Below are 26,084 nucleotides of genomic sequence, written 5' to 3'. Positions count from 1 at the left end.
GCCGGTCATGGCGAGGTCCGGGAGCCCCCGCTCTGAACGCGGTTGGTTCGTCGTGCTCCGCTGACACACTGAGGCCGAAGCGCAGACCCGCACAGAGGATTCGGACGTCTCATGCTGAACCCACTGCACGCTCCAGACGCGGTGTCAGCCGCAGCAGAACCGCTTGGGGAGCTGCTCGACGACTGCAACCATGTGTCGTTCCTAGAGCTGTTCCATGTCGTCCCAGTGGCTGGGGTGGCACCCGGTCATGACGGATGAAGGCTCTCGCTCGAGCCGTGTAGGACGAGGGGGCGAGCGGACACCAGGTCATGACGCCGGTCGACCCGTTCGAGTCTCCACGGGCCTGGCGGGATGTTCTCCGCCGACAGGTGACCGAGGGGTACATGCAGCCCGCCCAGAGGTACTCGGACTCCAACCTGCGCACGCCCGCTGAGATCCGGCAGGCAGGCGAACTCGCCGCCGGCATCGCCGACCTCATCGAGGCGCATCTGGGGCCGGTCCTAATCTCCGGCGATGTCAGTGGCCCGCACACGGGCTACATCTGGTGGCGCAACCTGCTGTTGGTTTCCAGGGACTGGGCCACCATCCTGCATCTCGGGATCTGCGACTGACCGGACACGGCCCCCTTCGACTGTGGCCGTCGTCCGGCCGGCCGAGTCCGCCCAGCCCGGCAGCTCGCCGTGGGTCCGAATTTTCTGCGGAAAATTTCCGAGCCCGGTCCCGCGCCGATCCGGCTCGCGGAGTGGCAGGCGTCGGTGTCCTCTGCCACTGAACCCTGACCGATTGCCACTGAACCTTGACCAACGTCGGTTCGTGACATCGAAGGTCGAACGCCTTCGTGAGGTCATCACCCGCAGCGGTGCTCCGCGCCGGATCAAGGCGGCCTTCAGGAGGAGTGAGGCGGATGAAGAGGTGACGTGGGCGCCGCCGAACAGGAGGCGGTCGAACGCGCTCGTCTCGCCGATATTCCGTTGGTGACGCTCCGTCGGATCGGTACGGTCGCGGGTATGGCAATCCCGATCGTGTTCGACATGGAGACCGGCGACCCCGACGATGTCTTCACCCTGTGTGCCCTCGCGACCCATCCGTGGGCACGCCTGGTAGCCGTGACGGTGATGCCCGGATCGGATGAGCAGGTCGGCATCGTCAAGCACCTCCTCGGGCGCCTCGGGGTGCCCGTGCCGGTCGGTGCGTACCGGCCCGGCACCGACGTGAAGCCGGTGTCGGGCTTCCACCGCCGATGGCTTGGGAAGGTTCCGGCTCGCGAACCCGACGTCGAGGCCTGGCAGCTGCTGCGGGACGCCTTCGCAAGCGGGGACGCGACGCTGCTCACGGGGGCGCCGCTGAAGAATCCCGGCATGCTCCTGGAACGGGAACCGGACGTGCGCATCGCCCGCTGGGTCGCGCAGGGCGGCTTCGCCGGCGACTCCGTCGTCCCGCCCGAACACCGTCTTCCCAAGTTCGAGGGACGCGAGACCTGCCCGACGTTCAACTTCAACGGCGCCCCGGACGCCGCTTTGAAGCTGCTGCGATCGCCCCACGTTGGTGAGCGGGTGCTCGTCTCGAAGAACGTCTGCCACGGCGTCGTCTACGACGGCGCGATGCACGCCGCCCTGTCGGCGCGGCGGCTCACACCCGGGATGGCGCTCGTGCGGGAGGGCATGGGGGTCTACCTGGCCAAGCGCCGCGCAGGCAAGGCCTTCCACGACCCGCTCGCGGCGGCCGTGGCGCTCGACGAATCCGTCTGTGCGTTCCGCGAGGTCGAGGTGTACCGCGAGCGCGGCGCCTGGGGTGCGCGTCCGGCGGCCGGCACCCGGACGCGGATCTCGGTCTCGGTCGACCACGCTCGATTCCTGGACGTCCTCACGGCTACCGGGTGACGGCCCTCGCTCCGAGCGAGCCTGAAGGAGCCCCCTCCAGTGCACGCACGCCGGGGTGAGCCGCTCGATGGAGGACCCGGAAGCGGCGTGCGAATCCCTGCTCGGTGCTCTCGGGATCGGCCGCAAGAAGGGACCAGCACCGTCAGGAGCAGCCCGTGAGTACCCGCCAGCGCCTCGGCTCCGGCCGACCTCCCCGGCCAGGAGGACCGCCCCGGGCCGGCCGCTGAGCCGCGGCGATCAAACTTCGATGTCACGAACCGACGTTGGTCAAAGCTCAGTGGCAATAGGTCAGGGTTCAGTGGCAGAGGACAGTCGGTGCTCAGCGGCCCTCTCCGCTTCGCCTCGAACACCTGCAGGATTTCCGTGCGTTGGCTGCTCGTCGGTGGCGCCCGGGGCTGCGGGCAGCCGGGGTGTCAGTGGCATCGGGGATGCTCGGTGGTTGATGTCATCGAACCAGGGGAGGGGCCCCAGATGCCGATCCGAGTTGCCAACCGTCGCCGTGCGACGACGTTACTGACTACCGCCTTCCCCGGTGCGGAGATCATCGACGTGACCTCCAAGGCATCGGAACCGTGGGTGCGGTTGAGCCCCTTCTACCCGCACGGTGGCATCCCCGTTCCCTACAGCGATGGGGTGACCAGTCAGTCGGTGGAGGGGATCTGGCAGGCCCTCAAGGTCTTCCAGGACTCCGACGTCGACCCCGCGAGGCTGGCGGTCACCACGATGAAGGGGCTGAAGCGGACCGTACGTCGATACGGTCCCGTCCAAGGCCACCGAGCCGGTCTGCACGGCGACCGGCTGCTGCCCTATGAAACAGCGCGGCGCCGGATCTACCTGCCGGCCTACCGGTGGATCCTGGAGCACCGCGTTGCCGACCTGGTCGAGCTGATCAGGAACAAGGACGACGTCGTACTCCTCGACTACACGACCAACGGAGACGTCACCGACCACAGCAGCCCGCTCTCGCACGCCGCGCTCGTCCAGCTGCACATCGAAGGCCGCTGGCCCAGTGAAGACGATGCCGAGGCTTGTGGCACGGTCAGTGAGTGAATGCCCTGATCGACCCGGAGGCGGGAGCGGTGATCATGCGATGTGCCGGACACCGTGCAGCCATGGCCGAGATCCGTTGAGTGCTGTGGACAGCGGCTCCGTCTGAGGGTTCGGCGACTCGGTTGGGCCGGAGGCCGGGGACCGAGCCGACCCACTGATTTTCCGCGGAAAATTCCGGGGGTCTGCGGACGGTTGGGACCGGATGCCGATCCGATCCTCCGACCGGCCCCCTTCATGCCGTGATCGGCTTAGCCATGGCGGTGCCGGGGGAGTCGACTCCCAACGACGACGAAGGCTGCCTGGTACTGACACGGCGAGAAGCCAGGCCTCCGGCAGCCGCGAATTTTCCGCGGAAAATTCTGTGACGCCTTCGGCACGTCGCCGCCGATGGCGGTTGGCGGCGGGGGCAGAGGGCCGAGTGCGGGGGAGAGGCCCATCGCGATCTGACGCCGGCTCGGCTTGAGTGGGTCCGAGGATCGACCCTGTGCCACCGCCCGCGGCGACTGGGTTCGAGGGTCGCCCGATGTCTCCGAATTTTCCGCGGAAAATTCGGATGCCTGGGGTGGGGTCTTCTACAGCCAGACCGCTGCCGAGGGCGGCAGGCCAGCGATCTCAGAGTGCGCCACTGTCCGGTACTCCCGCCGGCAGCCCGGCAAAGACATCTGCGGCCCGAACAGCTGAGCAGTCACCAAGCGGCACGTCGGTGGGCACCGGCGCTCGCGAGCCCGTTGGCGCCCTCTGTCGTGCTGGGCCGTGATCCCTACGGTGGATGGTGGGCACGAGCCTGGCGATGGGATGACCCTCGATGTCCGCTGACCAATGTGGCGGATCGTGGATCACGTAAGCCAGGGGAACCTCGTTGGTCGTGAACCTCTCAAGTCGCTCCGACGCGTCGGCGGGTTGACGCATGCATGCAAAGTGGTTTCCGAGGTGGTTTTGGAGCCCGAAGGGGCCGTTGTCGCGCGCGAAGGTGCGTTTTCGCGCGGGACGGTGGTCTGCGTTCGGCGCGTTGAACACAAAAGACGCTGTAAACATCTATTAGACATGGAGTATGTCCGGGCGCTCTCGGCGTCGCCTCGACGGCCCATGGGATCACTACGGGCTCGGGGGCAGCCGGGACGCCGCCGCTGCTTCATCGATCCGTCCGAGGTCGAAGGCCGCGGCGCAGGGTTTCGCCGAGCCTCGGTCGGCGTCCTCCCGGGCCGGTGACGGCTGTGAGCCGGATCACCGTCGAGGTTGACCCTGGAGCGGGGTGGAGGCTCGGGGGGGGGGGGGCGGCCCGGTGGGGAGTCGGGCGTCACGGATGTGAAGGAGCGACATGTCCACCACCTCGTTCGAACGGGGGGCAGGACCGTCCGGAGTTGCGGGAGGCGATCGAGGAGATCGTCCGATCCGGCTTCCTCGGGGCGCCGATGCGGGCGAACGACGAGCGGGGCCACTGGGCCGGCAGTGCGGGCAGGCGCAGCCGCGCCGGAGCGGAGCGCCTGACCCGGCACGGCTGACGGGCTGAACTCCCGTGCGGGGCACGCGTGCCCGTACGCTTCGAGGGGATCGCTCTGCTTTTCGGTCGCGCGTGCGGGGCGCGACGGTCGCAGTCGAACCGGGGTCGCGCCGCGTAGGGCCGGCGTGGCCCGTCCACCACGAACCCGAGGCAGGTCGAGCAGATGGTGAACGGCGTCACGATCGGACAGGCGGCGGCCTTCGTCGGAGTCACGGTGAAGACACTGCGGCACTACCACCAGACCGGGCTGGTCGCCGAGCCGCCACGTGACGTCTCCGGCTACCGGCGTTACGGGTCGGCCGAGTTGCTGCGGCTGGTACAGGTCCGCACGCTGGCGGCCGCCGGGGTGCCGCTGGCCGAGATCGGGCCCCTGCTCGACGCCGACGCCGACGCCGACGCCGAGGAGTTCGCCGCCGCCCTCGCCGACGTCGGGCGGCGGCTGACCGAGCGGATCGAGGAGCTGAGCGCGCGCCGTGACACGCTGCACCGGCTCGCCGAGGGCGACCGGGCTCTGCTGCCCGACCGTGCCTGCGCGCTCCTGGAGCGGATGCCCGGGCTCGGCTTCGGCCCCGACTACGTGGCCGCGCAGCGCGAGGCCCTGGTCCTGGCCCGGGCGATGGTGCCGGACGGCTTCGACGGCTTCCTGTCCCGGCTCGAACGCTGCCTGGACGACCCGGTGTACGTCGACCTGGCCAAACGCGGCTGCGAGGCCGAGACCTGGGCGCCGGACGACCCCAGGATCGAGGAACTCGCCACCGCCATGGCCGACCACTACCTCGCCAACCCCGCACTGCTGGGCGACCCGGCCGGCCGGCGGGCCTGGCGCGGGGCGGGCGCCCAGTACCGGCTGATCAACGACCACCGCGGCGACCAGGCACCCGTCTCGGCCCGGCTGACCGCGCTCACCGAGGCCCGGCTCCGCGCGGCGGGCGTACCCGTCCCGCACCGGTGACAAGCGACGACGGGCAACGTTCCGGCTGCGGGTTGCCATGCTTCATCAAATCGGCTATTTGGCAGAGGAGTTGATGGGATCCTTTCGCTTCCGACACTGATCCGCTCAGTGTTGATGGGGACCGATGGGGGAGCATCCGATGAAGCCGCTGTCCGCCGCTGATCCGCGCGAGGCCGGCCCGTACCGTCGGTACGCGCGGGGTGTGCTGCGGTACACCCCGCACACGGTCGGAGTGCTCGTCGTACTCGCCCTGATCCTGGGCTTCGTCAGCGTGTTCACCTCCCTGTTCGAGGAGGACATCGCCACGGTCCAGGCCGGCGACTGCGTCGGCCAGGAGTACCCCGTCGACGACGGCAGGACCGGCGGCGCCGCGAAGTGGCTCACGATGCCGTGCGGCCTCCTGGAGGTCCGCGCAGCCATGCGCGAGGACAACAGGGCCTACGCGTACTTCAGGGTGCTCGCCCGCCTGGACGCGCCGACGGAGAACACCTGTGCGGAGGCCGTCCCGAGCTGGTCCCTCGGCGACAACAGCTCGACGGACCTCGGCTCGATGGTCCTGTGCCTGCGGAAGCTCTGACACCCGGCGACAAGGGTCATGGGATGCCCGCACCGTCCCCACCGTCGCGGTGACGGTTGGGGGCGGCGGCCGTGGAGGAGCGGGCGCGGCAGGGTGCCTGCCGGGGGGACGGCGTGGGGTGGACTAGTCTTTGGAGTCAGCTGCAGAGGCGTGGGCGTGGAGGTCTGGGTGTGTTCGTGACGACCGGGCAGGCCGGGTCGGCGCTGGGGTGTTCCATCCCGACGGTGAAGAAGCTGATGGCGACCGGCGTGGTGCCCGGCGTGCGGGGGACGGGGCGGCAGGTGTTCCCGCTGGCCGCGCTGCAGGCGCTGCAGGACCGGCCGGTCGCGGACCTGAGCGGGCTCGGTACGGCGGAGGTGGCCGTGCTGCGTTCGGACGCGCTCAGGCGGGTGGACGAGCCGGGCCGGGACTGGGTCGGTTTCGGGACGGCGCTGGACGACGCGCAGCTGCTGGCCTCGCTGTCCGGCTGGTGGCGGTGCGATCCGGCCCGGGTCGCGGCCGGAGGCGTGCTGCCGGTGACGGTGACCGGGTTCGTCGTGGCGGTGCTGACCGGTCTGACGCTGTGGGAGTCCGACGGCGCCGCCGGCACCGCGGCCCGCTTCCGGTTCCCGGCGGCCCGCCTGGCCGGCCGCCTGGCCGACCTCACCGCCCCGGCCAACGCCGCCGGCCCCGTCGACCCGCAGGATGCCCGGCTGGCCGATGTGCTGCTGGGCACCCGCCTGCCGTCGGTGTCAGGCGGCCCGATCGCCTACGTTCCCACCGCTCCGGTCGCTGCCGCGGTCGCCGCCGGGGAAGGGGAGTGACCCGCTGATGGACCGCAAGACGTACACCGCCGAGCTCGCCGGACTACGGGAGCTGCGCGCGGAGATCACCGCCGCGGAGAAGGCCGTCGCGGCCGCCCGGAAGGCACTCGACAAGCTCGCCGCCCAGCGCGCGCGCCGGGTCACCGGGCTCGCGGGGTTCGAAGGCGCGAAGGCCGACGCCATCGCCAAGGCCGCCGGTCTGACGCTCGGCGACGTGGTGCGGCTCGCCCCGGTGCTGGACCCGACCCCGTCCGCCGTCCGCGCCGCCCCGGCGGGGGAGCGGTCCGCCGTCGTGGGGGGGCCGGAGCCGGAGCTGCGGCCGGAGCAGGAGCAGGAGCAGGAGCAGGCGCCCGAGCCCGTGGGTCCGGTCGCGGTGGCCCCGGCGCTGACCCGCCCGGCCGGCCCCGCTGCCGAGCAGGCCGCCGCCGAGAACCCTGCCGCCACCGCTCCCGCCACCGCTCCCGCCACCGCCACCGCCGTTACGTCAGACGAACCCGCGGCCTCAGTCGCTCCGGTCGCTCCGGTCGCTGCCCCGCCGCACCCGGCGGCCGAGGCCAGGCCGGACGCCGACGCCGCTCCGCTGCCCGAGGTCGGCCCCCGCGAGCTGCCCACCGTCCCCGAGGGCCCGGCGGGGGACCGGTTCGAGGCCGTGACCACCGGGCTGCTGTCCAAGCGACCGAACTTCGTCCAGCAGGCCCGCGCCACCGTGTTCCTGGACGCCGCGACCGGCGACCTCGCGGTGCGCGATCGGGTCGTGCGCCTCACCCTCGGCGCCCGTACGCCCGGCGAGATCCTGGACGCCGTCCTGGCCGCCGCCCCCGGCACCGAGCGCGTCTACATCACCGCCGGCGCCCCCTGGCACGACGGAGCCGAGCGGTACAGCACGCTCAAGGACGCCGTCGCCGCCTGGCTGAACACCCCCTCCGAGCGGTGGACCACCGCCGTCGGCGCGGGCCGCGACCGGCTGGCCGGGCACTTCGTGCATCAGCGCCAGCCCGTCGGCCGCTACGCTCCCGTCGCCGCCCCTGACGGCGACAGCACCGAGATCCGTTCGGTGGGGGAGTGGTTCGACCCGGACGGCGCCGACGTGGTGACGGTGCGCGAGGCGTTCAAGCTGCTGTGGCAGGCGCTGCGCAGGCACTGGGACGACGTCGTCCTGATGGGCTCGCCGAGCCAGACCGGACGGGACCTGTGGTCGCGCACCGTCCCGACCAAGGGCCGGTTCGCCGGCGGCTACCCGGTGCTGTCCGAGGAACTGCGCGGCCTGCTGCACGCGACCGCCGGCCAGGGTCGCACCGAGCTGGTCCTGCCGCCGCGCGTCCCGGACGAGCTGCCCGCCCTGGTCGAGTACGACCGCACCTTCGCCTACGCCAAGCACCTGTGGAAGTCCCCGGTCGGCACCCCGCAGCGGATCACCGCGCGGGCCTTCGCCGCGATGACCGAGGCCGAACAGACCAAGGCCCTGATGTCCTGCTCGCACTGGAACGTCAGGGTCACCGTCCCGGCCGGGTGGGAGCACGTCGGCCTGCTCCCGGCCCCCGTCACCGGCGACCGCGCCTGGGTCTACCCGTCGGAGCCGGGTGCCACGTTCACGACCTGGGCGGGCGGGGCGGAGGTCCACCTCGCGCTCTCCAACCACCTCGGGCCGTGGCGGATCGAGGTCCTGAGCGGCCTGGTGTGGGAGGACGGCAAGCCGCTGGACGACTGGGGCAAGCGACTGAAGGCCGCCTGGGCGGACCTGACCGGCCTGTCGAAGGTGCACGCCGACGAGCGGCAGCGCACCGCCGCCTACCTCGCCTCCCGCGCCGTCCGCGCCGTCCTGCTGTTCGGCCTCGGCGGCTTCGCACAGCGCCCCCGCCTGGTCTCCGGCACCACATCGGTCGGTGAGACGCTGCCCGCCGGGGTGGAGATCCTCGGCCAGGACGGCGCCGTGGTGACGTGGCAGCGCCAGGCCGGGTTCTCCCGGGACCCGTACGCCCACCCCGAGTGGGCCGCCTACGTGTGGTCGGGGGCGCGGACCGCCCTGCTGGACATGAAGTACCGGCAGGGCAAGGAGGTCGTCGGCGTCGCCGGCGCCCTGCACGCCAGGCCCGGCACGGTCGTGTACTTCGGCACCGACGGCATCGCGCTGACGGAGCGCCGGCCGTGGCCGTACCGGGGCGAACCCGGCGACTACCTGCTCAAGGGCCACCTGACCGGCCCCGTCCCGCACCCGACCAGCCAGGAGCAGTACCTCCGACTGCGCGCCCAAGGTCGCGCCGAACTCGCCGCCGAACTCGCGGCCGAACCCGCCGCCGAACCCGCGGCCGAACGAGCCGCCGGAGGTGACCGGTGAGCCCGGCCGACCCGCAGCACCCCAACGAGGCCGCCCGCCTGACCCAGGAGCTCGTCGACCAGGGCTTCACCAAGCGTCAGGTCGCCAGGATGCTCGGCCGCGACGCCTCGCTGGTGTCGCAGTTCTTCACCAAGGGCAAGGGCGCGGCGTTCGTCGACGCGCTGCGCCAGGTCGTACGGGCGGTGCGCGGGGGCGAGCGCGACACCGAGGCGCTCACCGGGATCGCGCAGGAGAACGTCGAACGCCGCCGCACCAGGACCGGGCAGAAGGCCCGCGTCCGCGGCAAGGACGTGGTCGGCGAGGAGGGCGGGTCGATGGCCGGCCGCGCCGGGCGCCAGGCCATCCGCTCCGGCGCCTCCCACCTTGCCCCCGTCGTCCACGCCACCGGCCGGGCCGGTGGCCGCCTCGCCTTCACCGTGCGGATGCGCGCCGACCAGTTCACGATGTCGGCCGGTTCGACCGAGGACTCACCGGGCCTGCGCCGCGGGTTCGTCCCCCGCGCCGACGGCACCGAGGAACGCACCTACGGTTCCGCGAGCACCGGCGGCTTCGACGCCGCCGAGTGGTCCCGGCGGGTCGCCGCCCACCACGGCGACGTCACCGAGGCGATGCGGGCCTGGCTGGTGGAGACCGGCCGCGCGGTCGAGGACGCCGACATCACCTACCTGGAGGTCCGCGCCTGGGTGCCGGCGTAGGGGCCCGCTCGGACGGCCGGGTGTGACGGGGCGCTTCAGTCGGCCAGTGAGCGGTTGATTCGGCCGACTGAGCGTTTGGCTTGCCGTCAGTCCGATGAGCTTGTCGTTCACGGTTTGATCGGCGCGGCCGACCTGGCGGCCTGCTCGATCTTCGCGCAGTGGGCTGTACGGGCTTCCTCGTCGATCTGCTTCTCGTGTTCGGCGCGCAACCCGGTCCGGCCGTCGAGACCCTCGCGCAGGACGTCGGCGTGCCCGGCATGCCGGATGGACTCGCCGAGGACATGGATCATGATGGCGAACAGGTTCGTGTTGGGATGAGGCTCCGGCCACCACGGCACGTGGCCGGGGGCGTCGAGGGGAAGCTCGTTGATCGTCGCGTCCGAGTGTTCCCACGTGCGCCGGTAGAACGCGATGATCTGATCGCGGGTCTCGTCCTCGGTCGCCCACAGATCGCTGCCGGCGGAGTGGTCCTGCCACCGGGGCAGCGGTTCCGGGGAAGGTCGGTCGAAGACCTCGCCGAAGTACCTGGCCTCGACGGTGGCCACGTGTTTGACCAGGCCGAGGAGGTTGGTCCCGGTCGCTGTCAGAGGTCGGCGGGCGTCGTACTCGGACAAGCCGTCGAGTTTCCAGAGCAGTGCCTCGCGGTCCCGCCGCAGTCTCCCGTGCAGGTTGTCCTTCGCGAACTCATCGATCATGCGGCATGAGCCTGCCATGGGCTGCTCGTGGTCTCAAGATCCCGTACGTGGCGCCCGGACCAGGCCCCTGGCCCAAACCGGGCGATTCCGTGCCCGGTCAACACCCAACCGGCCGACTGAAGCGCTCCGTCACAGCGGGAGTGACGGAGGCGCCGCAGGCGGGCGCTCAGCCGTCCGCCGGGCGCGTGGCCGTACCGGAGGTGAGCCGCCAGAGCCCGGCCACCTCGTAGTAGACGCCGTTCACCAGCTGCAACAGCACCAGCGTGACCGGCCAGAGCAGCGCGCCGAGACCGGGCACCACGTCCACGGGGAGCGTGTAGGCCATCACGACCCGCACGGCGGCGTCGAGCAGCATCGCCACGCCCCAGATCGCGGTCGAGACCCGCCAGATCCGTCGGAAGGCCGGCTCGCGTTCCCACAGCACGTCCCAGGAGGTGCCGTCGGAGCGGAACCGCCCCTCCAGCAGGGGGCGTCCGGCGTGGAAGAGCAGCGGGCGCCTGGCCCTGATCGAGATCAGGAACCAGAGCCCGGCCACGCCGGTCAGCCAGCCGTCCTTGGCCAGCAGGAACCGGGGGCTGCCGCTGACCAGCGCGGCTGCGACGCCGAGCAGCATGGTCCCGGCGACAAAGCCCGCCATGCCCTCCAGGCTGCGGGTGCGATGCCACTGCACCGCCGTGGTGAGCGCCGGCAGGAGGGCGCCGGCCAGCAGCGCGACGAAGACGCTGACGCCGGCGGCGCGCAGGCCGTAGTACAGCGCGATCGGGACCACGATGTCCCAGACGAGACCGAGCAGCAGACGTCGGCCGCTCGGCCGCGGCGGCGCTCCGGGGGCCGTCACCGCCGGTGCCTTCGTGTGGTCATGACGTCCTCCGGGGCTTGTGAAGGGCCGGGCTCGGCCGGCACCTGGACGGCGGCCGAGATGATCTGCCCACGCCCGAGCCAGGCCCGAGCCACGCCGCGCCGTGTCCGAGCCACGCCGCGCCGCGCCCGAGCCACGCTGCGCCGCGTCGTCGCGCTCGGCGATCGTTGCCCGCTTCGACTGCCACGTTTGTCTGCACGGTTGACTCGTTCCGTGCCGGACGGCGGCCAAACCCGGGGCCGCGTTCAGCTGCTGAAGGACGCGCGGGCAATGCACCGGGTTCACCGAGCCGGTTCCGGCAAGGCCTGCCCGGCCGCACTCGACTCGTCAAGCGAAGCGCTCGGTCACTCGGACCGTGACGGCACGCCTCGGCCGGGCTGCGGGCGGTTGACATCGGCCACCGGGGCGGCGTCGTCCGCGGCGGCCGTCACAGGCGCAGCAGCAGGTCCCGGACCGCTGCGGGCCGGGACAGGAACGGGTGGTGGCCGGCGTCGAGTTCGACGACGTGGCCGGCCCGGCGGGCGAACTCGCGCTGCAGCCGTGGCGGGGTGCCCCGGTCCTGAGCGCAGACGAGGTAGGTCGAGGGCAGTTGCTGCCATGCGGCCGCCCCGACCGGCTGTCCGGTCACCCGCAGGCTCTGCCGGGCGAGGTGGTCCGCCGCCCGGGCCTGGACCTCGGGGGCGCAGTCGTGGAGGAAGGTGTCCACGAGGAGCTCGCGGCGGACCCCGAACGTGCCGGCCTCGGGGTCGACATCGAGGAACGGGGCGGGGCCGCCGTCCCCGAACTCGGACAGGCTCTGCCCGACCTCGGGCAGGTAGCTGGAGACCAGTAGCAGGTGGCGAACCGACCCCACTCCCGCAGCGGCTTCCGAGGCGACGATGCCGCCGTAGCTGTGGGCGACCACGACGGTCGGCTCGTCGCCGGCCGACAGGACCTGTCGCACGGCGGCAACGTCCTCGGGCAGTCCCGGACCGTCGACGCCGCCGGGCATGCCCGCCTCGCCGCAGCTGGGTAGCGCCGGAGCCACGCTCGGCACCCCCCGCTCCTCCAGCAGCTCGGCGGTGCGGTGCCACCACCACGCTCCGTCCCGTACGCACGCCCCGTGCACGAACACGACCCTCATCGCACCTCCACATCGGCCACGACCGCCTGTGCCGGCCCACCCGATCAGGCAAGCACCAACGGCGCCACCGTGGGGCCGATCTCCGGATCCGAACCACCGGCGCGCCGTTGACGGTCGGACCGGAGGGAGATCCCGTGAGGACCCGCGGCCGCGGCGCGTGGCGGTCGAGTCGGCCGGACGGGCGTTCGGCCCGCTGACAGCCCCCCTGGGCCGCTCACGGCGCCGCACGGCGGCCCGAGCCGGCCCCGACGGAGTGGCGGCACCGGCGGAGCCGTTGTTCGCCCCTATCGTTGCCGCACTGACCGTCGACGCGGAGGTGCGCGGTGGCCTCGGCGTCGTGGACATTCCCCGGTGTGCCCCGCACCAGCGGGCGGTCGTCGGCCCCTTTGCGACGGATCCGACCCGGCGGGTGAACGGCCATGGGAGGAAAGGCCGTTCACGGCAATCCCGCGCTGTCGACCAATGGTGCGGACGAACGTCTGCGTGAACAGGAGCGTGAACCACGGTGCTGGTGTTCCCGATCCGTGACTACCTGACCGAGCCCGGCGAACTCGTCGAGTTCAGGGCGTCGGCGCCGGCGTCGGCACTGGTGGCGGGCGGCGGGCCCGCCCATCCCGTCGGCGCCTGCGACGTCCAGGCCACCCATGTGCGGCGCTACCTCACGGCACCGGAGGAAGGGCACGGCTGGCTGGCGACCTTCTTCGACCTGCCGGGGCGGGTGGACGTCGCCGCGCTCGCCCGGGCCTGGCAGGCCTGGCTGCGTCGGCACGACGCCCTGCGGACCTGGTTCACGGCCGACGGAGCCGGCTTGACGCGCCGTCTGCTGCCGCCGCAGGCGGTGACGGTGCGCCCGGTCGGCCTCGGCGTCCGTACGAGCGGGGAAGCCGTCCGGACGTGGATGCGTGAACGGTTCGCCGAGGCGATCAACCCGGTGACGTGGCCGGGCTTCGTGGCCGGAGCCGTGGTGCGCGACGAGAAGTCCACGCTGTTCTTCGCCGTCGACCACGCCCACACCGACGGCTGCTCGCTGGCACGGGTATTCGCCGAGATCCGCGCCCTCTACACCGCCGAGACCGGCGGGGCGCCCGCCAGGCTGCCAGAGACCGGCAGCCACCTCGACTACTGCCTGGCCGAGGCCCGGCGCAACGCCGCGCTGGACCCGGCCCACCCCGTGGCCGCCCGCTGGGTCGACTTCCTGAGCCGGGGGCTGCCCGCCTCCTTCGCCCTGCCCCTGGGCGTCGAACCCGGGGGCCGGCACCCGTCCGTGTACGAGACCGTCGACCTGTTCGACCTCCCGCAGGCGGAGGAGTTCGCCCGGGCCTGCCGCCGTGGGGGGAGCAGTTTCGCCGCCGGGGCCGTCGGTGCCCTCGCCCTCGCCGAGCACGAGCTCGCCGGCACCTCGCACTACCGGCGGCTGATGGTCGCCCACACGCGCGGCGAGCGGCGCTGGCACGCGGCGCAGGGCTGGTTCGTCAACCTGGTGCCCGTGGAGTTCCCGGTACCGCAGGGCCGGTCGTTCGTCGACACCGCCACGGCCGCCCACGACGCGCTCGGGCGCGCCCACGCCATGGCCGAGGTGTCTCCCGCCCGCGTGCTCGAACTGCACCCGGCCGCGGCCCTCGCCCTCGGGAACACCGTGCCGCCGGTGCTCTCCTACGTCGACCTGCGGCACACCCCCGGCTCCCGGGACTGGACCGCCGCCAGGTTCGGCGTCCTCGGCTCCGGGGCGCCGGTCAGCGGGGTGTCCGTCTGGCTGTGGCGGCTGTGGCAGGGGCTGCGTCTGACCGTCGCCTACCCCGACAACCCGGTCGCCCACGACAGCGTCCACCGCTACCTCCGGCACCTGCGCCGGATCCTGGACTCCGCCGTGCGCGGGCCGCAGGACGCCGTTCTCTGCGGGCTGCAGGGCACGCCGTCGGCGGCGCTGGGACTTCCCCGGGCTGCCGCGATGGAGCCGGCCCCGGTCGGCGGGGTGTGATCGTGCACGTCATCACGGTCGACGACTACCGGCCGCCTCCGGGCCGGCTGGTCGTCCTGGCCCCGACGGCCGAGACGGTCGCCGCGGCGGCAGGTGCCCCGGCGACCGGCGAGCCGCTGAGTGCCAACGAGCGGTTCCACCTCGCCTCCGCGCTGCACCGCCCGCAGGCCCGCAACTGGCTCGCGTGCGCCTTCGACCTGACGTTCCGGGTCGACCCCGCCGTGCTGGCCGCCGGGTTCACCCGCTTCGCCCGTCGCCACCCGACCCTGCGGACCGGACTGCGGACCGGACTGGAGACGGGACCGGGGGCGGGCCTCGACGACCGGGCGGAACGATTCGCCGTCCCCGTGGACTCCCTCGCATTCACCGTCGCACGCACCGACGCATTCACCGCCGCACGCACCGCTGCCGAGGAGGGCGCCGGAGAGGACCACCACGGCGTACGAGAGCGGCTCACCGCGCTCTTCGACCAGGCCTGTCGCCCGCTGGCCTGGCCCTCGTACGCGTGCGCGGCCGTCCTGCGCGAGGCGAGTACGACCGTCGTGTGCGGGTTCGACCACTGCCACGCCGACGCCCACTCGCTGGCGATCGCCGCCGAGGAGCTCACCGAGATCCTCGGCGCGCTCACCCGGGACCGTACGCCCCGCCTCGCCCCGAGCGCCGGACACGCGGGCCACCGCACCGTCCGCCCGCCGGACCCCGACGGCCTCACCCGCGCCCGTAGCGTCAGCCGTACCCGTGCCCTGGACGTCTGGGAGCAGTTCCTCGCCGAGGGCGACGGCGCCCTGCCGAGCTTCCCGCTGCCGCTCGGAACGGACCCCGGCGGGAGCGTCCCGCCCCAACGCAGCGATCACCGCGTCCTCCTCGGCGCAGCCGGGACGGCGGCACTCGAACACCGCTGCCGGCAGGCGGACGGCACCCTCTTCACCGGCCTGCTCGCCGCCACCGCGCTGGCGGTCCGCGCCGCGGGCGCGGCGGCTCCCCTGCGGCTGCTGGTGCCCCTGCACACCCGGCACCGACCCGAGTCGGCCCGCTCGATCGGCTGGTTCACCACCGTCGCGCCGCTGACGCTCGACCTCGGCGGCGCCGGCACTCTCACCGCCGCGCTCCCGACCGCCCGGGCCGCGTTCCGCCGCTCCCGGGAGACGGCCGGGCTGCCGCTGAGCGCGACGGTCGCCGCCCTCGGCGATCGGCTGCGGCCCACCGGCGGGGACGTCTTCATGCTCTCCTACCTCGACTACCGCACGGTCAGCACCACCGGTGAGCCCCCGCGCGCACGCAACCCGCACCACCTCAGCCGCGCCGCCGTCACCGACACCGTCCAGCTCTGGTTCTCCCGCACCCGCGACGGCCTGTTCCTGCGTACGCGCCACCCCGACACCGTCACCGCCGGTCGTACCGTCGCCCGCTTCCTCGACGGCATCCACCGGCACCTCACCGGCGCGGCCACCGGGCTGTCGGTCCCTGGCCCGCCGGTCCTTGGTCCACCGGTGCCCGGCCTGCCGAGTCCGGGCTCCGCGCCGGATGCCGGGGCCGGACGGTCGGGACGGTTGCGCTGATCGTGGAGTGCGGGTGCGGGTGCGGGTGCGGGGACGCACCGGCCCGGCACGGACGTCGCGGAGCGGGCGCCTAGGATCATCGGTATGGGACTGCGACCTGTTCTGGTGAACATCAAGGCCGTTGACGACGCGGCCGTCGGCCGGTTCTGGGCGGAGGCGCTCGGCTGGAGCGTCTCCAGTGCGCAGCCCGGCGAGACCAATGTCGGGCGCGTCGGCCACGACTGGCGGGACCCGGAGCGGATCTGCGTCGACGTGGTCGCCGTTCCGGAGGCCAAGACGGCGGTGAAGAACCGGGTGCACCTCGACCTCGCCAGCACATCCGCGGCCCATCAGGCCGAGTTGGTCGCACGCCTGCGGGCCCTCGGGGCGACGCCCGTCGACGTCGGCCAGGGCGAGGTGCCGTGGACGGTGCTCGCCGATCCGGAGGGCAACGAGTTCTGCGTGCTGGAACCCCGGGAGGTGTACCGGGACACCGGGCCGATCGCCGCGGTGGTGGTCGACTGCGCGGATCCGCGGGCCATGGCGCGGTTCTGGGGCGAGACGCTGGAGTGGACCCTGCACGAGGTGACCGACGACAGTGCGGTGTTCCGCTCCGCCAAGGGCGTCGGCCCGTACCTGGAGTTCATCCGCACGCCCGACGTGAAGACCGTGCCGGACCGCGTCCACGTCGATCTGCTGCGGTACCCCGCGGACGATCACGAGGCGGAGGTGGCCCGGCTGCGGGCGCTCGGCGCCACCGACCTCGACGTGGGCCAGGGCGACGTCCCGTGGCGGTGCCTGGCCGACCCGGAGGGCCACGAGTTCTGCATCCTCGCCCGGTCGTCGTCCTGAGGGACTCCGCCGGGGCCGTCACGTACCGGGCCCCGCACGAACCGGCGAACCAGCCCCGAGAACAGAGGAACAGGAGACACCCGCGCCGTGGACACCATGACGACCGCCGCCACCGGGACCACGGTCCCGGGGCAGGCGCCCGGTGTCGCGGCGGTGAATCCGGTGCCCTTGCACTGGTTCCAGAAGGAGGCCACCTCCGCCGCCGTGAAGGCCGTGAAGGCGGGCGGCCGCGCGACGGTCGTGGCGGCGACCGGCTCCGGCAAGACGCTGATCGCGGCCGCGTGCGCGCGTCGACTGGCGGCCCGGGGACGGGTGTTGGTGCTGGTGCCGACGATCGAGCTGCTGGAGCAGACGGCCGAGGCGTGGTCGCTGCGGGGCGGGCGCCGGGGACTGGCGGTGGCGGCCTGTTCGCGGGAGGAGGCGCTGGAGAGCGCGGAGGCGGGCGGCCGGGTGCGCGCCCGGGTGACCACACAGGCCGCGCGGATCGCGGACCTGGTCGCCTCGGCGGGCCCGGCGGAGCCGGTCACCGTGTACGCGACGTACGCCTCGCTGGAGCGGATCGTCCAGGCCCACCAGCAGTTCGGGCTCGGGCCCTGGGACCTGGTGGTGGTCGACGAGGCGCACCGCACGGCCGGCTCCGAGGGCAAGGCGTGGGCGGCCGTCCACGACGACGAGCAGGTCCCCGCCGCCCGCCGGCTGTACTGCACCGCGACGCCGCGGATCGCCGACGACCGGAAGGCGACGGCGGGCCTCGACGACGTCGCCGGCGAGACCCTGCCCGCGCTCTGCTCGATGGACGACGAGCGGATCTACGGCCCCACCGTCTACACCTGGACCCTCGGGCAGGGCATCGAGCACGGCTACCTCGCCGACTACCGGGTGCTGGTGCCGGTGGTCACGGACGAGGACCTGCGCGACCTGCTCAACCTGCCCGCCGTCGCCGACCTGCGCTCGCAGCGCACCAACGAGGAACTGCTGCGCCTGGCCCTGCAGATCGCGGTGCTGCGCGCGGTCGCCGACCTCCGGCTGCGCCGGGTGATCACGTTCCACTCCCGGGTGGCGGCGGCACGCGAGTTCGCCGGCACCCTGGCGGGGGCGGCCGAGCTGCTCGACGACGCGGACCGGCCGGAGCGGATCTGGGCGAAGGCGGTGGCCGGCACCGACCGGCTGCGTGAACGCCGCGCCGCGTTCGAGGAGTTCAAGGCGCACACCGGCGAACGACCCGGCGAGGAGGGCGAGGAGTGCGGGATCCTCGCGAACTCCCGGCTGCTGTCGGAGGGCATCGACATCGCCGCGGTGGACGCGGTCTGCTTCGCCGACCCGAAGTCGAGCGTCATCGACATCGTGCAGGCGGTGGGCCGGGCGCTGCGCCAGTCCTACCGGCAGGGCAAGGTGTCGTGGGTGGTCATCCCGGTCTACCTGCCGACGCCGGCGGTCGGTGACGACGGCGCCGGTGACAACAGCGTCGGTGACGACGGCGCCGGTGACGACAGCGCTGGCGACGACTCGGCGGCCGCGGACCCGGCCGAGGTGCGCGACGCGGGGGAGGCGGTGAAGGCGGAGGCCGACGCGGAGTTCGAGGCGAGCTCCTTCCGGACGATCTGGCGGGTCCTGCGGGCGCTGGCCGCGCACGACGCCCGGGTGGTGGGCCGGATCACCGAGCTGCGCGCCCACCGGGCCCAGCCCCAGCACGCCGCAGCCGCCGCCGGCACCGCCCCTGCCACCGCCGCCCCTGCTGCCGCCTCGGCGGAGGCCGCCGAGGGGGAGCAGCGGACCGTGCCGCCGCAGTCGCCGGTGGAGTGGCTGCGGATCGACGCCCGGCGCCACGCCGACACGATCCTGCGGGCGGTGAAGCTGCGGGTCTTCAACCCGCGGGCCACCGAGTGGCAGCGCATGTACGCGGTGGCGGCGGTGTTCCATCTGGAGCACGGGCACCTCGACCCCACCGACCGGACCGTCCACGGTGAGCTGGCCTCCTGGCTCGCCCGGCAGCGCCACCTGCGCGGCCAGGGCCTGCTCGACCCCGCGCGGGTCTCCGAACTGGACGCGCTCGGGATGATCTGGTCGAAGCACGCGGGCGCCTGGGAACGCGGCTACGCGTACGCGCGGGCCTTCCAGCACCAGTACGGCCACCTGGCGATCCCGGCGACCGCCAAGCTGGACGACTACGCGGTGGGCGCCTGGATGCGCCGCCAGCGCCGGGCCGAGAACCTGACCGGCGAGCAGGGGGCGAAGCTCGACGCGCTGGACGAGCTGTGGCGGCTGGAGCCGGACTGGAACCGCTCGTACCGGCGCCTGCTGGCCTACCTGGAGGGCGGCGGCACCCTCACCGGGCCCGTCAACCGCACCGGCGGCCCGGCCGATCCGGCGTTCCGTCCCGGCACCTGGCTGCGCAAGCAGGACAAGGCCCGTTTGGAGGGCAGGCTGACCGCCCGGCAGTCCGCCCTGCTGGACGCCCTCGGGCACGGCACCGTCCCGCGCGGCACTGTTCGGCACGGCAGCGTTCGGCGCGGCACCCTTCAGGGGGACGCCGGCGGCTCCGTGGGCGGCTGATCGGTCGTCGGCCGGTCCGCCAGCAGCGCCAGCAGGCTGCGGCGGGCGGTGTCGACGTGTTCGGCGGCGAGCCGGTCGAGCTCCTGCTCGTCACCGCCCGCCCGCAGCAGGCGGGCGAGTTCGCGGTGCTCGTCGACGACCAGTGCGCGGTACCCGCCCTGGGCGAGTGAGACCCGCTGCAGCTGGAACAGGAACACCTGGGACCGTACGGCCTGCCAGGCCGCGGTGAGCCGGCCGTTCCCGGCGGCCTCGTAGATCCGGTCGTGGAAGGCCATGTCGAGGGCGAGCAGGCGCGGGACGCCGGCGCCGGCGGCCAGTTCGGCGGCCATCTCGTCGACGAGCCGGTCGAGTCGGTCCAGCTGGGCCGGCGTCGCCCGGCGCATCGCGGTGACGGCGGCCAGCCGGTCGAGCGCGGCGCGGACGCGGTAGACCTCCTCGACGTCGACGGCGGTGGCCGCGACGACGGTGGTCGGCCGGTGCCAGCCGGTGCGGATCAGCCCCTCGCGCTGCAGCTGGGCGAGCCCTTCGCGCACGGCTCCGCGGCTCACGCCCAGCGTTTCGGCGAGTTCGACCTCGCGCAGCGGGGAGCCGGGCGGGTAGTGCCCGTCGAGGATCGCGTCGCGGACCCGGTCGGCGACCTCGTCGGCGAGTCCGCGCCGGGCCACCTTCGGCAGGGGTTCATCGTTCATGTCCGAATGTTGACATTGAGTGGGTGCGGGGATCAAGGTGGGGCACCATGACTCGTCCCGCGTTTCATCTCGCCATCCCCGTCGACGACTTGGCCGGCGCCCGCGCGTTCTACGGCGGTCTGCTAGGCCTCCCGGAGGGCCGCTCGACCGACGGCTGGGTCGACTGGGACTTCCACGGCCACCAGGTGGTCACGCACCTCGTCGCCGGTCCCCGCCCCGAGCCCGCCGGGCACGGCACCGTCGACGGTCACCCCGTCCCTGTGCCGCACTTCGGGCTGGTGCTGGACGTCGACGCCTTCCAGGCCCTCGCCCGACGACTGACCGACGCCGGCACCGGGTTCGTCGTCGAGCCGTCCCTGCGCTTCGCCGGACAGGCCGCCGAGCAGTGGACGATGTTCCTGCTCGACCCGGCCGGGAACGCCCTGGAGTTCAAGGCGTTCCGCGACGAGACCCGGATGTTCGCCCGATGAGGGGCGTCCTGGTCACCGGCGCCTCCCGGGGCATCGGCCGGGCCGTGGCGCAGGCGTTCGCCGCCCGGGGCGACCGCGTCGCCGTGCACTACGCGACGGACCGGCAGCAGGCCGAGCAGACCCTGGCCACGCTGCCCGGCGAGGGGCACGTCCTGGTCGACGGCGACCTCGGCGACCCGTCGGCGGCCGAGCACATCGCCGAGCACGCGGACGCGGCGCTCGGCGGGGTGGACGTCCTGGTCAACAACGCCGCCGTGGCCACCTCGGCGGCGAACGCCCACCCGGTGGCCGAAGTGTCGTACGAGGACTGGCAGCGCGTCTGGCGCCGGATGGTGGACGTCAACCTGCTCGGCGCCGCGAACCTCGGCTACTGCGTCGCCCGCAGCATGATCGCCCGCGGCGCACCCGGCCGGATCGTGCACATCGGCTCGCGGGGGGCCTTCCGCGGCGAGCCGGACCACCCCGCGTACGGCGCGAGCAAGGCGGCGCTGCACGCCCTCGGCCAGTCCCTGGCCGTCGCCCTGGCGCCGCACGGCATCTCGGTGACCTCGGTCGCCCCCGGGTTCACCGCCACCGACCGGGTCGCCGACCGCCTGGCCGGCCCGTCCGGCCAGGCCCTGCGCGACCAGAGCCCGTTCGGGCGGGTCGGCACCCCGGAGGAGGTCGCCGCGGCCGTGCTCTACCTGGCCTCCCTCGAGGCCACCTGGGCCTCCGGCACCATCCTCGACCTCAACGGGGCGTCGCACCTGCGTCTGTGACCTCCACCGTGGGCAGGCACCGGCACCGGCACAGGCACAGGCGCAGGCACAGGCGCGGGCCGACGAAGCGCCGCCGGGCGATCGTACGGTCGGTCAGGCCCCGGGCGGCCAGGTCGGCGACGCGCCGTTCGGACGGGGGCTTCGGGCGCCGCTGGGCGAGCGCGGACATCCGGTGGAAGGTGCGGGTGCGCGGTCTGTCGGCGAAGTCGGCGACACCACCACGCTGACCGATCTCACCGTGGGGACGTCTCTCCGGGCCGCGTCGGCCGTTGTACCGAACGGCGTCTGACGGCGGCCGGCTCCCGTGCCGCCGACCGTGCCGCCGACCGGGCTCCGATCCGGGCGGCGGCACGGGCGCCCGCCGTACCGCCGAACCGCCCTGGAGGGAAGACCAGTTGTCCCACAGGCCCGCGCGCGTCGCCGCGCAGACCACCATCGCGATCGCCCTGCTCGCCTGCCTCCTGGTGGCCCGCCAGGACGACCCGGCGGCGCCGCGGACGCAGGCACCGCCACCCGGCCGGACCGCCGGCCCCGAGCAGCCGGCCGGCCACGGCGGAGCCCTCCTGCGCGAACCGGCCGACCCGACCGGGACCTCGGCCGAGCAGCCAGCCGAGCAGTCGGTCGCGCAGCCGGTCGCCCGGCCACGGGCCGCGCCGCCGGAGGCCGCGTCGCCGGGGGGCGCACCGCCAGGGGCCGTGCCCCGACAGCCGAGCGGATTCGGCACCCTGACCTCCCGGCAGGCGTCGCTGCGCATGGCGGCGGCCGGGGTCGGCGCCTCCCGTGCGGCCGAGCACGCCGCGGTGGTCGCCATGCCGGAGAGCGGAGAGGACAGCCAGGAATGGCTCGTCCGGCCCGCTCCCGACGGTGCGGTGATCGTCCGGTCCCCGCTGGTGAGCACGGACGACGACGTGGGCGGGCCCCTGGTGCTCACCGCCGACCCGGACGGCTCGGTCTACCTCTCCCGGGAACTGCCCGACGACGGGCAGCAGGACGCCGGTCAGCGGTGGCGCGTCGAGGACGTCCACCCGCCGCTGGGCCCTCCGGAGCGGAGCCCGTCCGACGGGCGGACCACCATCGGGCTGCGGCTCCACGCCCACCGGGGCGGCTGCCTCGTCGAGCAGGGGTACGGCGAGCGGCTCGCCGTCGGCAGCTGTGACGACCCCCGGTCCTGGTGGACCGCCGAGGGGCTGACGGGCTGACGGACCCCGGGCCTCCGGGCTGACGACGCTTCGCCGATCGTGGGAAGCCGTCGGCCGGTCAGCCCGGGGAGGCCGGCAGCACGTGCCACACATCGCCGTCGACGAGGCCGAGGGACAGCGGCGCGCCCTCAGGACAGCGGCGCGCCCTCGGGACAGCGGCGCGTCCTCGGGATCGGAGCACCGGACCGTGCTCGGCACGCCCGGGATGCCGCAGCAGCCACTCGCGCTCGCCGGAACCGCGTCCGGCGAGCGGCCAGGCCCTGCGGTTCACGAGGGTCAGCCGGCGCACGTCGCATCCGGTGGCGAGCGCGGCCAGGACGGTCATGGCTCACCGTCCCGTCGGCCGTGGTACAGCCGGTACGCCTCCTCGAACGGCATCGTGGGCTCCCCGCTCACCGGGCTCCGCCCGATGCCTGCCCGCCCGACGGCTGCCCGTCCGACGCCCGCTCGGCGCGGGCCGGTTGGGCACGGGCCGGTTGGGCGCGGGTGCGCAGCAGCAGGCACAACCGGGCGAGGGCCACGGCGACTTTCCGCACCGCGGGTGCGGTGCCGAGGGGGGCAACAGGGCGACGGGATCCGTCATGCGGTGTACCTTCCGGGGCGTTCCGCCATCGGCGGCTCCCGGTCCGGGGGCTCAGGCTGCTGTCTGGAAGTGGCGTACGCGGGCCCGGGCGTTTACCGTCCGGGCCGCGAAGTCCTTCAGGCCCCGGCACACCCTCTCAGAACTGGATGTCGGGCGCCTGGAGGACGATGCGCAGGCTCTCGTCCGCGCGCTCCGCCTCGACCTCGTAGCGGATCCAGACGTTCTGCAGGGTGTTCTCCTCCGACCCGTCGGTCACCATCACCCACAGCAGCAGGCCCCAGGCCACCGCCGGGTCGTGGCCGTCCACCTGCCCCCCGAAGCCGACCGGGACGGCGACGCCGATCCGGGACGGCGGGTCCTGGCCGAAGTCCGGCGGGGCGAAGTCCGAGGCGTCGTTGCCGGCCAGGACGACCGGGGTGTCGATGACCTTGAGCCAGCGGATCCCGACGCCCTCGACGATCCGTTCGAGCGCGACGGCCAGCCAGTTGCGTATCGCCGTCTCGGGGTCGGTCAGCCAGCCCAGTGGCCCGTCGGGGTCGGTCGCGCGGGTGAGGTCGTCCTGGGGCGGGCCGAAGTGCTCGTTCTCGACGGGCCCGCCGATGACGTTGCCGTCGCGGTCCACCTCCCACCAGCGTCGGATCGACTCGGGCGGCGCCCAGGTCTCCGTGGAGTACTCCCCGGCGACCTCGTAGATCCAGGAGCCGCCCTGCTCGACCACCGCCGGCGGCAGGCTCGGCGGTGCGTCCTGGGGGGCGGTCCGGGGTGCGTCCTGCGGCGCGTCCTGCGGCGCGTTCTCCGGTCCGTCCTGCGGTCCCTGCGGTTCCTCCCGCAGCGGGTCGTCCTCGTGCGTGTCCTGCGGCGCTGCGGCCGTCCGGTCCCGGTGTTTGCGGCTGAAGATCCCCATCCTTGGCCCCTTCCCCCCTCGGCGTTCCCCCCGACTGTGGGGGATTCTGCCCCGGAATCCGCCCCGTGGAGCACGGTTCGCGGAATTCGCCGGCGTATCTCCGGGCGGAACGGGACGCACATCGTCGACCCGGATGCCACCGCCCTCGGTGCGCATGTGGACGGCGGGGCGGCCGTGGCGTCCGTGCCACCGCTCGTGAATTCCGGGGGAGGGTCCCTCCGGGCGCCGTGGAAAGCACCTCGGAGAGCCGGTCCCATTCGCCGGAACCTTCCGGATCATCGGGCGAACTCCCAGGTCAGGGCTGACTGTCAGTGCCTCGCCGTAGTGTGTAACCAACGTCGGAGGGGCGCGCTGGAAGGCGCCGGAAATGGCGTCGAAAAGCGCGTTGGAATAGGGGTAGAAGCATGTCCGCGAACAGGATCAAGCACAAGGTCAACCACGTTTCGCTCGTCGTCGACAAGTCCGGATCGATGCGCCAGCACGAGGCACAGCTCATCCGCGTGGTGGACGAATTCGTGAAGGGCCTCCAGGAGGAGTCCGACCGGCTCGGCCACGAGACCCGGATCAGCCTCTACGCGTTCGACCACGAGGTGCACAACCTGGTCTGGGACATGGACGTCAAGCACCTGCCGTCCCTGCGCGGCCTCTACAAGGTCGCCAACGGCGCGACGGCGCTGATCGAGGCGGCCGTGAAGTCGGTCGACGACCTGAAGAACATCTGGGAGGGCTACGGCGAACACTCCTTCCTCCAGGTCGTCGTGACGGACGGCGAGGAGAACGCCTCCGGCTACTCGGAGATCGGCTCGATGCACACCCGCATGGGCGGGGAGGGCAAGACCGTCCTGAAGACGTGGATGGGCCGCATCAAGGGCGCCATGGACGGCCTCCCCGACCACTGGACGTCGGCGATCCTCGTCCCGAACTCCCTGGCCAAGCGCACCGCTCAGGAGTACGGCTTCCCCGCGGGCAACATCGCGATCTGGGACGCGGACTCCACCAAGGGCGTCGAGGAGGCCATCGGCACCGTCAAGACGGCCGCCACCAGCTTCCTGCGCGGTCGCGAGAAGGGCGTGCGCGGCACCCGGAACCTCTTCACCATGGGCCAGGACCTCAGCACCGCCGACGTGACGGCCAGCCTCGACGCCCTGGACGCCGGCAAGTACATCCTGGTCCCGGTCGACGAGGCCACGCCGATCCGCGAGTTCGTCACCCGCTCCGGGCACACCTACACGACCGGCTGCGCCTACTACGAGCTGTCCAAGCGCGAGAAGATCCAGGGCCGCAAGCAGCTCGCCGTCGCCGAGAAGGACCCGGTCACCGGCCGCATGACGGGCAAGGTGTTCTCCGGTCCGGCGGCCCGCGCACTCCTTGGCCTGCCGGCCTCGGAAGTCGCGGTGAAGCCCGGCGACAACCCCTCGTACACCGTGTTCGTCCAGTCCACGTCCGTAAACCGCAAGCTGGTCCCGGGTACCAAGCTGCTGGTCATGCTGTAGCGGGGGCGGCCTGCGCGATGGCGGCGGAGGCTTGCGCGGTGTGGGCGGCGGTGCGGTCAGGGACGGTCAGGGGCGGGCCGCGGTGTGGGGTCCGCCTGCTGGTAGAGCGTCACCAGGACGCCGTGCACTGGTTCGTCCGGCGAGTCCTCCTCCGCCTCGTCGACCAGTCGGGCCAGGGCCTCGGCCAGTCGGGCTGCCTTGGCCGGGCTGAGTCGGAGGTGGCGCAGGGTCAGCGTGTGGTCGACGGGGGAGCGGTCCACCTCCTGGGCGACGGCGCCGAACAGGGCGGCGATGCCCTCGGCCTGCGGCTCGTCGACGAGCAGGCGCTCCGCGGACCGCCGGTAGTACTGCTCGGTGCCGCCGCGGACCTGCCGGGTTCCGGCCTCCTGGACCAGTCCCGCCTCGCGCAGCACCTTGAGGTGGTGGGAGACGCTGCCCTTGTTCACCCCCAGCTGTGCGGCCAGCTTGCTGATCGTCGACGGGCTGCCGCTCAGGGCGAAGAGCAGGCGCTGGCGCAGGGGGTGGGCGAGTGCGGAGTGCTGGAGGGGCGTGCTGATCTGCTGGGCGTCGTCTGCTGGTTCCCGGTTCACGGAATCA

General features: G+C 73.2%; 24 protein-coding genes. 17 read left to right on the top strand and 7 right to left on the bottom strand.

The genetic code is table 11. The annotated features are described in order from the left end of the window. The first annotated feature begins 308 nt into the window (after positions 1 to 308). From ABTY56_RS06555 to ABTY56_RS06515, 9 genes are all read left to right on the top strand, one after another. Positions 309 to 611: a hypothetical protein gene (locus ABTY56_RS06555; protein ID WP_350627189.1), complete on the top strand. Its 303-nt coding sequence runs from the start codon at positions 309 to 311 to the stop codon at positions 609 to 611. Positions 612 to 917: 306 nt separating this feature from the next. Further along, a complete protein-coding gene (locus ABTY56_RS06550; protein ID WP_350627188.1) occupies positions 918 to 1,880 on the top strand; it encodes a nucleoside hydrolase in 963 nt (320 codons plus the stop codon). Positions 1,881 to 2,315: 435 nt separating this feature from the next. Further along, positions 2,316 to 2,930, top strand: coding sequence for a DUF6939 family protein (locus tag ABTY56_RS06545; protein WP_350627186.1), 615 nt, complete (start codon positions 2,316 to 2,318; stop codon positions 2,928 to 2,930). A gap of 1,361 nt (positions 2,931 to 4,291) precedes the next feature. Further along, a complete protein-coding gene (locus ABTY56_RS06540) occupies positions 4,292 to 4,432 on the top strand; it encodes a hypothetical protein (protein ID WP_350627184.1) in 141 nt (46 codons plus the stop codon). Positions 4,433 to 4,594: 162 nt separating this feature from the next. After that, on the top strand, positions 4,595 to 5,383 hold the full coding sequence (locus ABTY56_RS06535) for a MerR family transcriptional regulator (protein WP_350627182.1): 789 nt from the start codon (positions 4,595 to 4,597) through the stop codon (positions 5,381 to 5,383). Positions 5,384 to 5,522: 139 nt separating this feature from the next. Then, positions 5,523 to 5,960, top strand: coding sequence for a hypothetical protein (locus ABTY56_RS06530; protein WP_350627180.1), 438 nt, complete (start codon positions 5,523 to 5,525; stop codon positions 5,958 to 5,960). Between the two features lie 170 nt (positions 5,961 to 6,130). Then, positions 6,131 to 6,763, top strand: coding sequence for a MerR family transcriptional regulator (locus ABTY56_RS06525; RefSeq protein WP_350627178.1), 633 nt, complete (start codon positions 6,131 to 6,133; stop codon positions 6,761 to 6,763). Positions 6,764 to 6,770: 7 nt separating this feature from the next. Beyond that, a complete protein-coding gene (locus ABTY56_RS06520; RefSeq protein ID WP_350627176.1) occupies positions 6,771 to 9,098 on the top strand; it encodes a hypothetical protein in 2,328 nt (775 codons plus the stop codon). Then, on the top strand, positions 9,095 to 9,793 hold the full coding sequence (locus ABTY56_RS06515; protein ID WP_350627174.1) for a helix-turn-helix domain containing protein: 699 nt from the start codon (positions 9,095 to 9,097) through the stop codon (positions 9,791 to 9,793). The genes ABTY56_RS06520 and ABTY56_RS06515 overlap by 4 nt, the downstream gene beginning before the upstream one ends. Before the next feature lie 107 nt (positions 9,794 to 9,900). Here the strand turns inward: ABTY56_RS06515 and ABTY56_RS06510 are convergent, their stop codons facing one another. The 3 genes from ABTY56_RS06510 to ABTY56_RS06500 form a co-directional block, all read right to left on the bottom strand. Further along, the gene (locus ABTY56_RS06510; RefSeq protein WP_350627172.1) at positions 9,901 to 10,488 is read right to left on the bottom strand and encodes a DinB family protein; all 588 of its coding nucleotides are present in this window, start codon (positions 10,486 to 10,488) and stop codon (positions 9,901 to 9,903) included. 166 nt (positions 10,489 to 10,654) lie between these two features. Further along, positions 10,655 to 11,326, bottom strand: a complete 672-nt coding sequence (locus tag ABTY56_RS06505; RefSeq protein WP_350627170.1) for a VC0807 family protein — start codon at positions 11,324 to 11,326, stop codon at positions 10,655 to 10,657. A 448-nt stretch (positions 11,327 to 11,774) separates the two neighbouring features. Then, a complete protein-coding gene (locus tag ABTY56_RS06500) occupies positions 11,775 to 12,470 on the bottom strand; it encodes an alpha/beta fold hydrolase (protein ID WP_350627168.1) in 696 nt (231 codons plus the stop codon). Positions 12,471 to 12,975: 505 nt separating this feature from the next. Between ABTY56_RS06500 and ABTY56_RS06495 the strand changes: the two genes are divergently transcribed. The 4 genes from ABTY56_RS06495 to ABTY56_RS06480 all read left to right on the top strand — a co-directional run bounded on the left by ABTY56_RS06495 (position 12,976) and on the right by ABTY56_RS06480 (position 19,391). After that, a complete protein-coding gene (locus ABTY56_RS06495) occupies positions 12,976 to 14,448 on the top strand; it encodes a condensation domain-containing protein (RefSeq protein ID WP_350627166.1) in 1,473 nt (490 codons plus the stop codon). A 2-nt stretch (positions 14,449 to 14,450) separates the two neighbouring features. Next, positions 14,451 to 16,007 (top strand): hypothetical protein, encoded by a 1,557-nt coding sequence (locus tag ABTY56_RS06490; protein WP_350627164.1) that lies wholly within the window; start codon positions 14,451 to 14,453, stop codon positions 16,005 to 16,007. A gap of 84 nt (positions 16,008 to 16,091) precedes the next feature. Next, positions 16,092 to 16,838: a VOC family protein gene (locus ABTY56_RS06485; RefSeq protein WP_350627162.1), complete on the top strand. Its 747-nt coding sequence runs from the start codon at positions 16,092 to 16,094 to the stop codon at positions 16,836 to 16,838. A 96-nt stretch (positions 16,839 to 16,934) separates the two neighbouring features. Then, positions 16,935 to 19,391: a DEAD/DEAH box helicase gene (locus ABTY56_RS06480; RefSeq protein ID WP_350627313.1), complete on the top strand. Its 2,457-nt coding sequence runs from the start codon at positions 16,935 to 16,937 to the stop codon at positions 19,389 to 19,391. Here ABTY56_RS06480 and ABTY56_RS06475 read toward each other — a convergent pair. Next, on the bottom strand, positions 19,358 to 20,080 hold the full coding sequence (locus tag ABTY56_RS06475) for a GntR family transcriptional regulator (protein ID WP_350627160.1): 723 nt from the start codon (positions 20,078 to 20,080) through the stop codon (positions 19,358 to 19,360). The two genes, ABTY56_RS06480 and ABTY56_RS06475, sit on opposite strands and share 34 nt — an antisense overlap. A gap of 47 nt (positions 20,081 to 20,127) precedes the next feature. Here ABTY56_RS06475 and ABTY56_RS06470 point away from each other — a divergent pair, with 47 nt between their 5' ends. The 3 genes from ABTY56_RS06470 (at position 20,128) to ABTY56_RS06460 (ending at position 22,507) form a co-directional block, all read left to right on the top strand. Further along, on the top strand, positions 20,128 to 20,550 hold the full coding sequence (locus ABTY56_RS06470) for a VOC family protein (RefSeq protein ID WP_350627158.1): 423 nt from the start codon (positions 20,128 to 20,130) through the stop codon (positions 20,548 to 20,550). After that, positions 20,547 to 21,308 (top strand): SDR family NAD(P)-dependent oxidoreductase, encoded by a 762-nt coding sequence (locus ABTY56_RS06465; RefSeq protein WP_350627156.1) that lies wholly within the window; start codon positions 20,547 to 20,549, stop codon positions 21,306 to 21,308. Before ABTY56_RS06470 ends, ABTY56_RS06465 begins: the two co-directional genes overlap by 4 nt. A gap of 395 nt (positions 21,309 to 21,703) precedes the next feature. After that, positions 21,704 to 22,507: an RICIN domain-containing protein gene (locus ABTY56_RS06460; protein WP_350627154.1), complete on the top strand. Its 804-nt coding sequence runs from the start codon at positions 21,704 to 21,706 to the stop codon at positions 22,505 to 22,507. Positions 22,508 to 22,565: 58 nt separating this feature from the next. Here ABTY56_RS06460 and ABTY56_RS06455 read toward each other — a convergent pair whose 3' ends face one another. Next, entirely contained in the window at positions 22,566 to 22,832 is a 267-nt protein-coding gene (locus ABTY56_RS06455) for a hypothetical protein (protein WP_350627152.1), read from the bottom strand. 394 nt (positions 22,833 to 23,226) lie between these two features. Then, positions 23,227 to 23,994, bottom strand: a complete 768-nt coding sequence (locus ABTY56_RS06450; RefSeq protein ID WP_350627150.1) for a hypothetical protein — start codon at positions 23,992 to 23,994, stop codon at positions 23,227 to 23,229. Positions 23,995 to 24,398: 404 nt separating this feature from the next. Between ABTY56_RS06450 and ABTY56_RS06445 the strand changes: the two genes are divergently transcribed. After that, on the top strand, positions 24,399 to 25,487 hold the full coding sequence (locus tag ABTY56_RS06445) for a vWA domain-containing protein (RefSeq protein WP_350627148.1): 1,089 nt from the start codon (positions 24,399 to 24,401) through the stop codon (positions 25,485 to 25,487). 56 nt (positions 25,488 to 25,543) lie between these two features. Here ABTY56_RS06445 and ABTY56_RS06440 read toward each other — a convergent pair whose 3' ends face one another. Next, positions 25,544 to 26,077, bottom strand: a complete 534-nt coding sequence (locus ABTY56_RS06440; protein WP_350627146.1) for an ArsR/SmtB family transcription factor — start codon at positions 26,075 to 26,077, stop codon at positions 25,544 to 25,546. Positions 26,078 to 26,084: the final 7 nt, after the last annotated feature.

Origin of the sequence: Kitasatospora sp. NPDC097691, from assembly GCF_040302665.1 — a bacterium.
GTDB lineage: Bacteria > Actinomycetota > Actinomycetes > Streptomycetales > Streptomycetaceae > Kitasatospora.
This window is presented reverse-complemented; position numbering and strand designations above follow the sequence as displayed.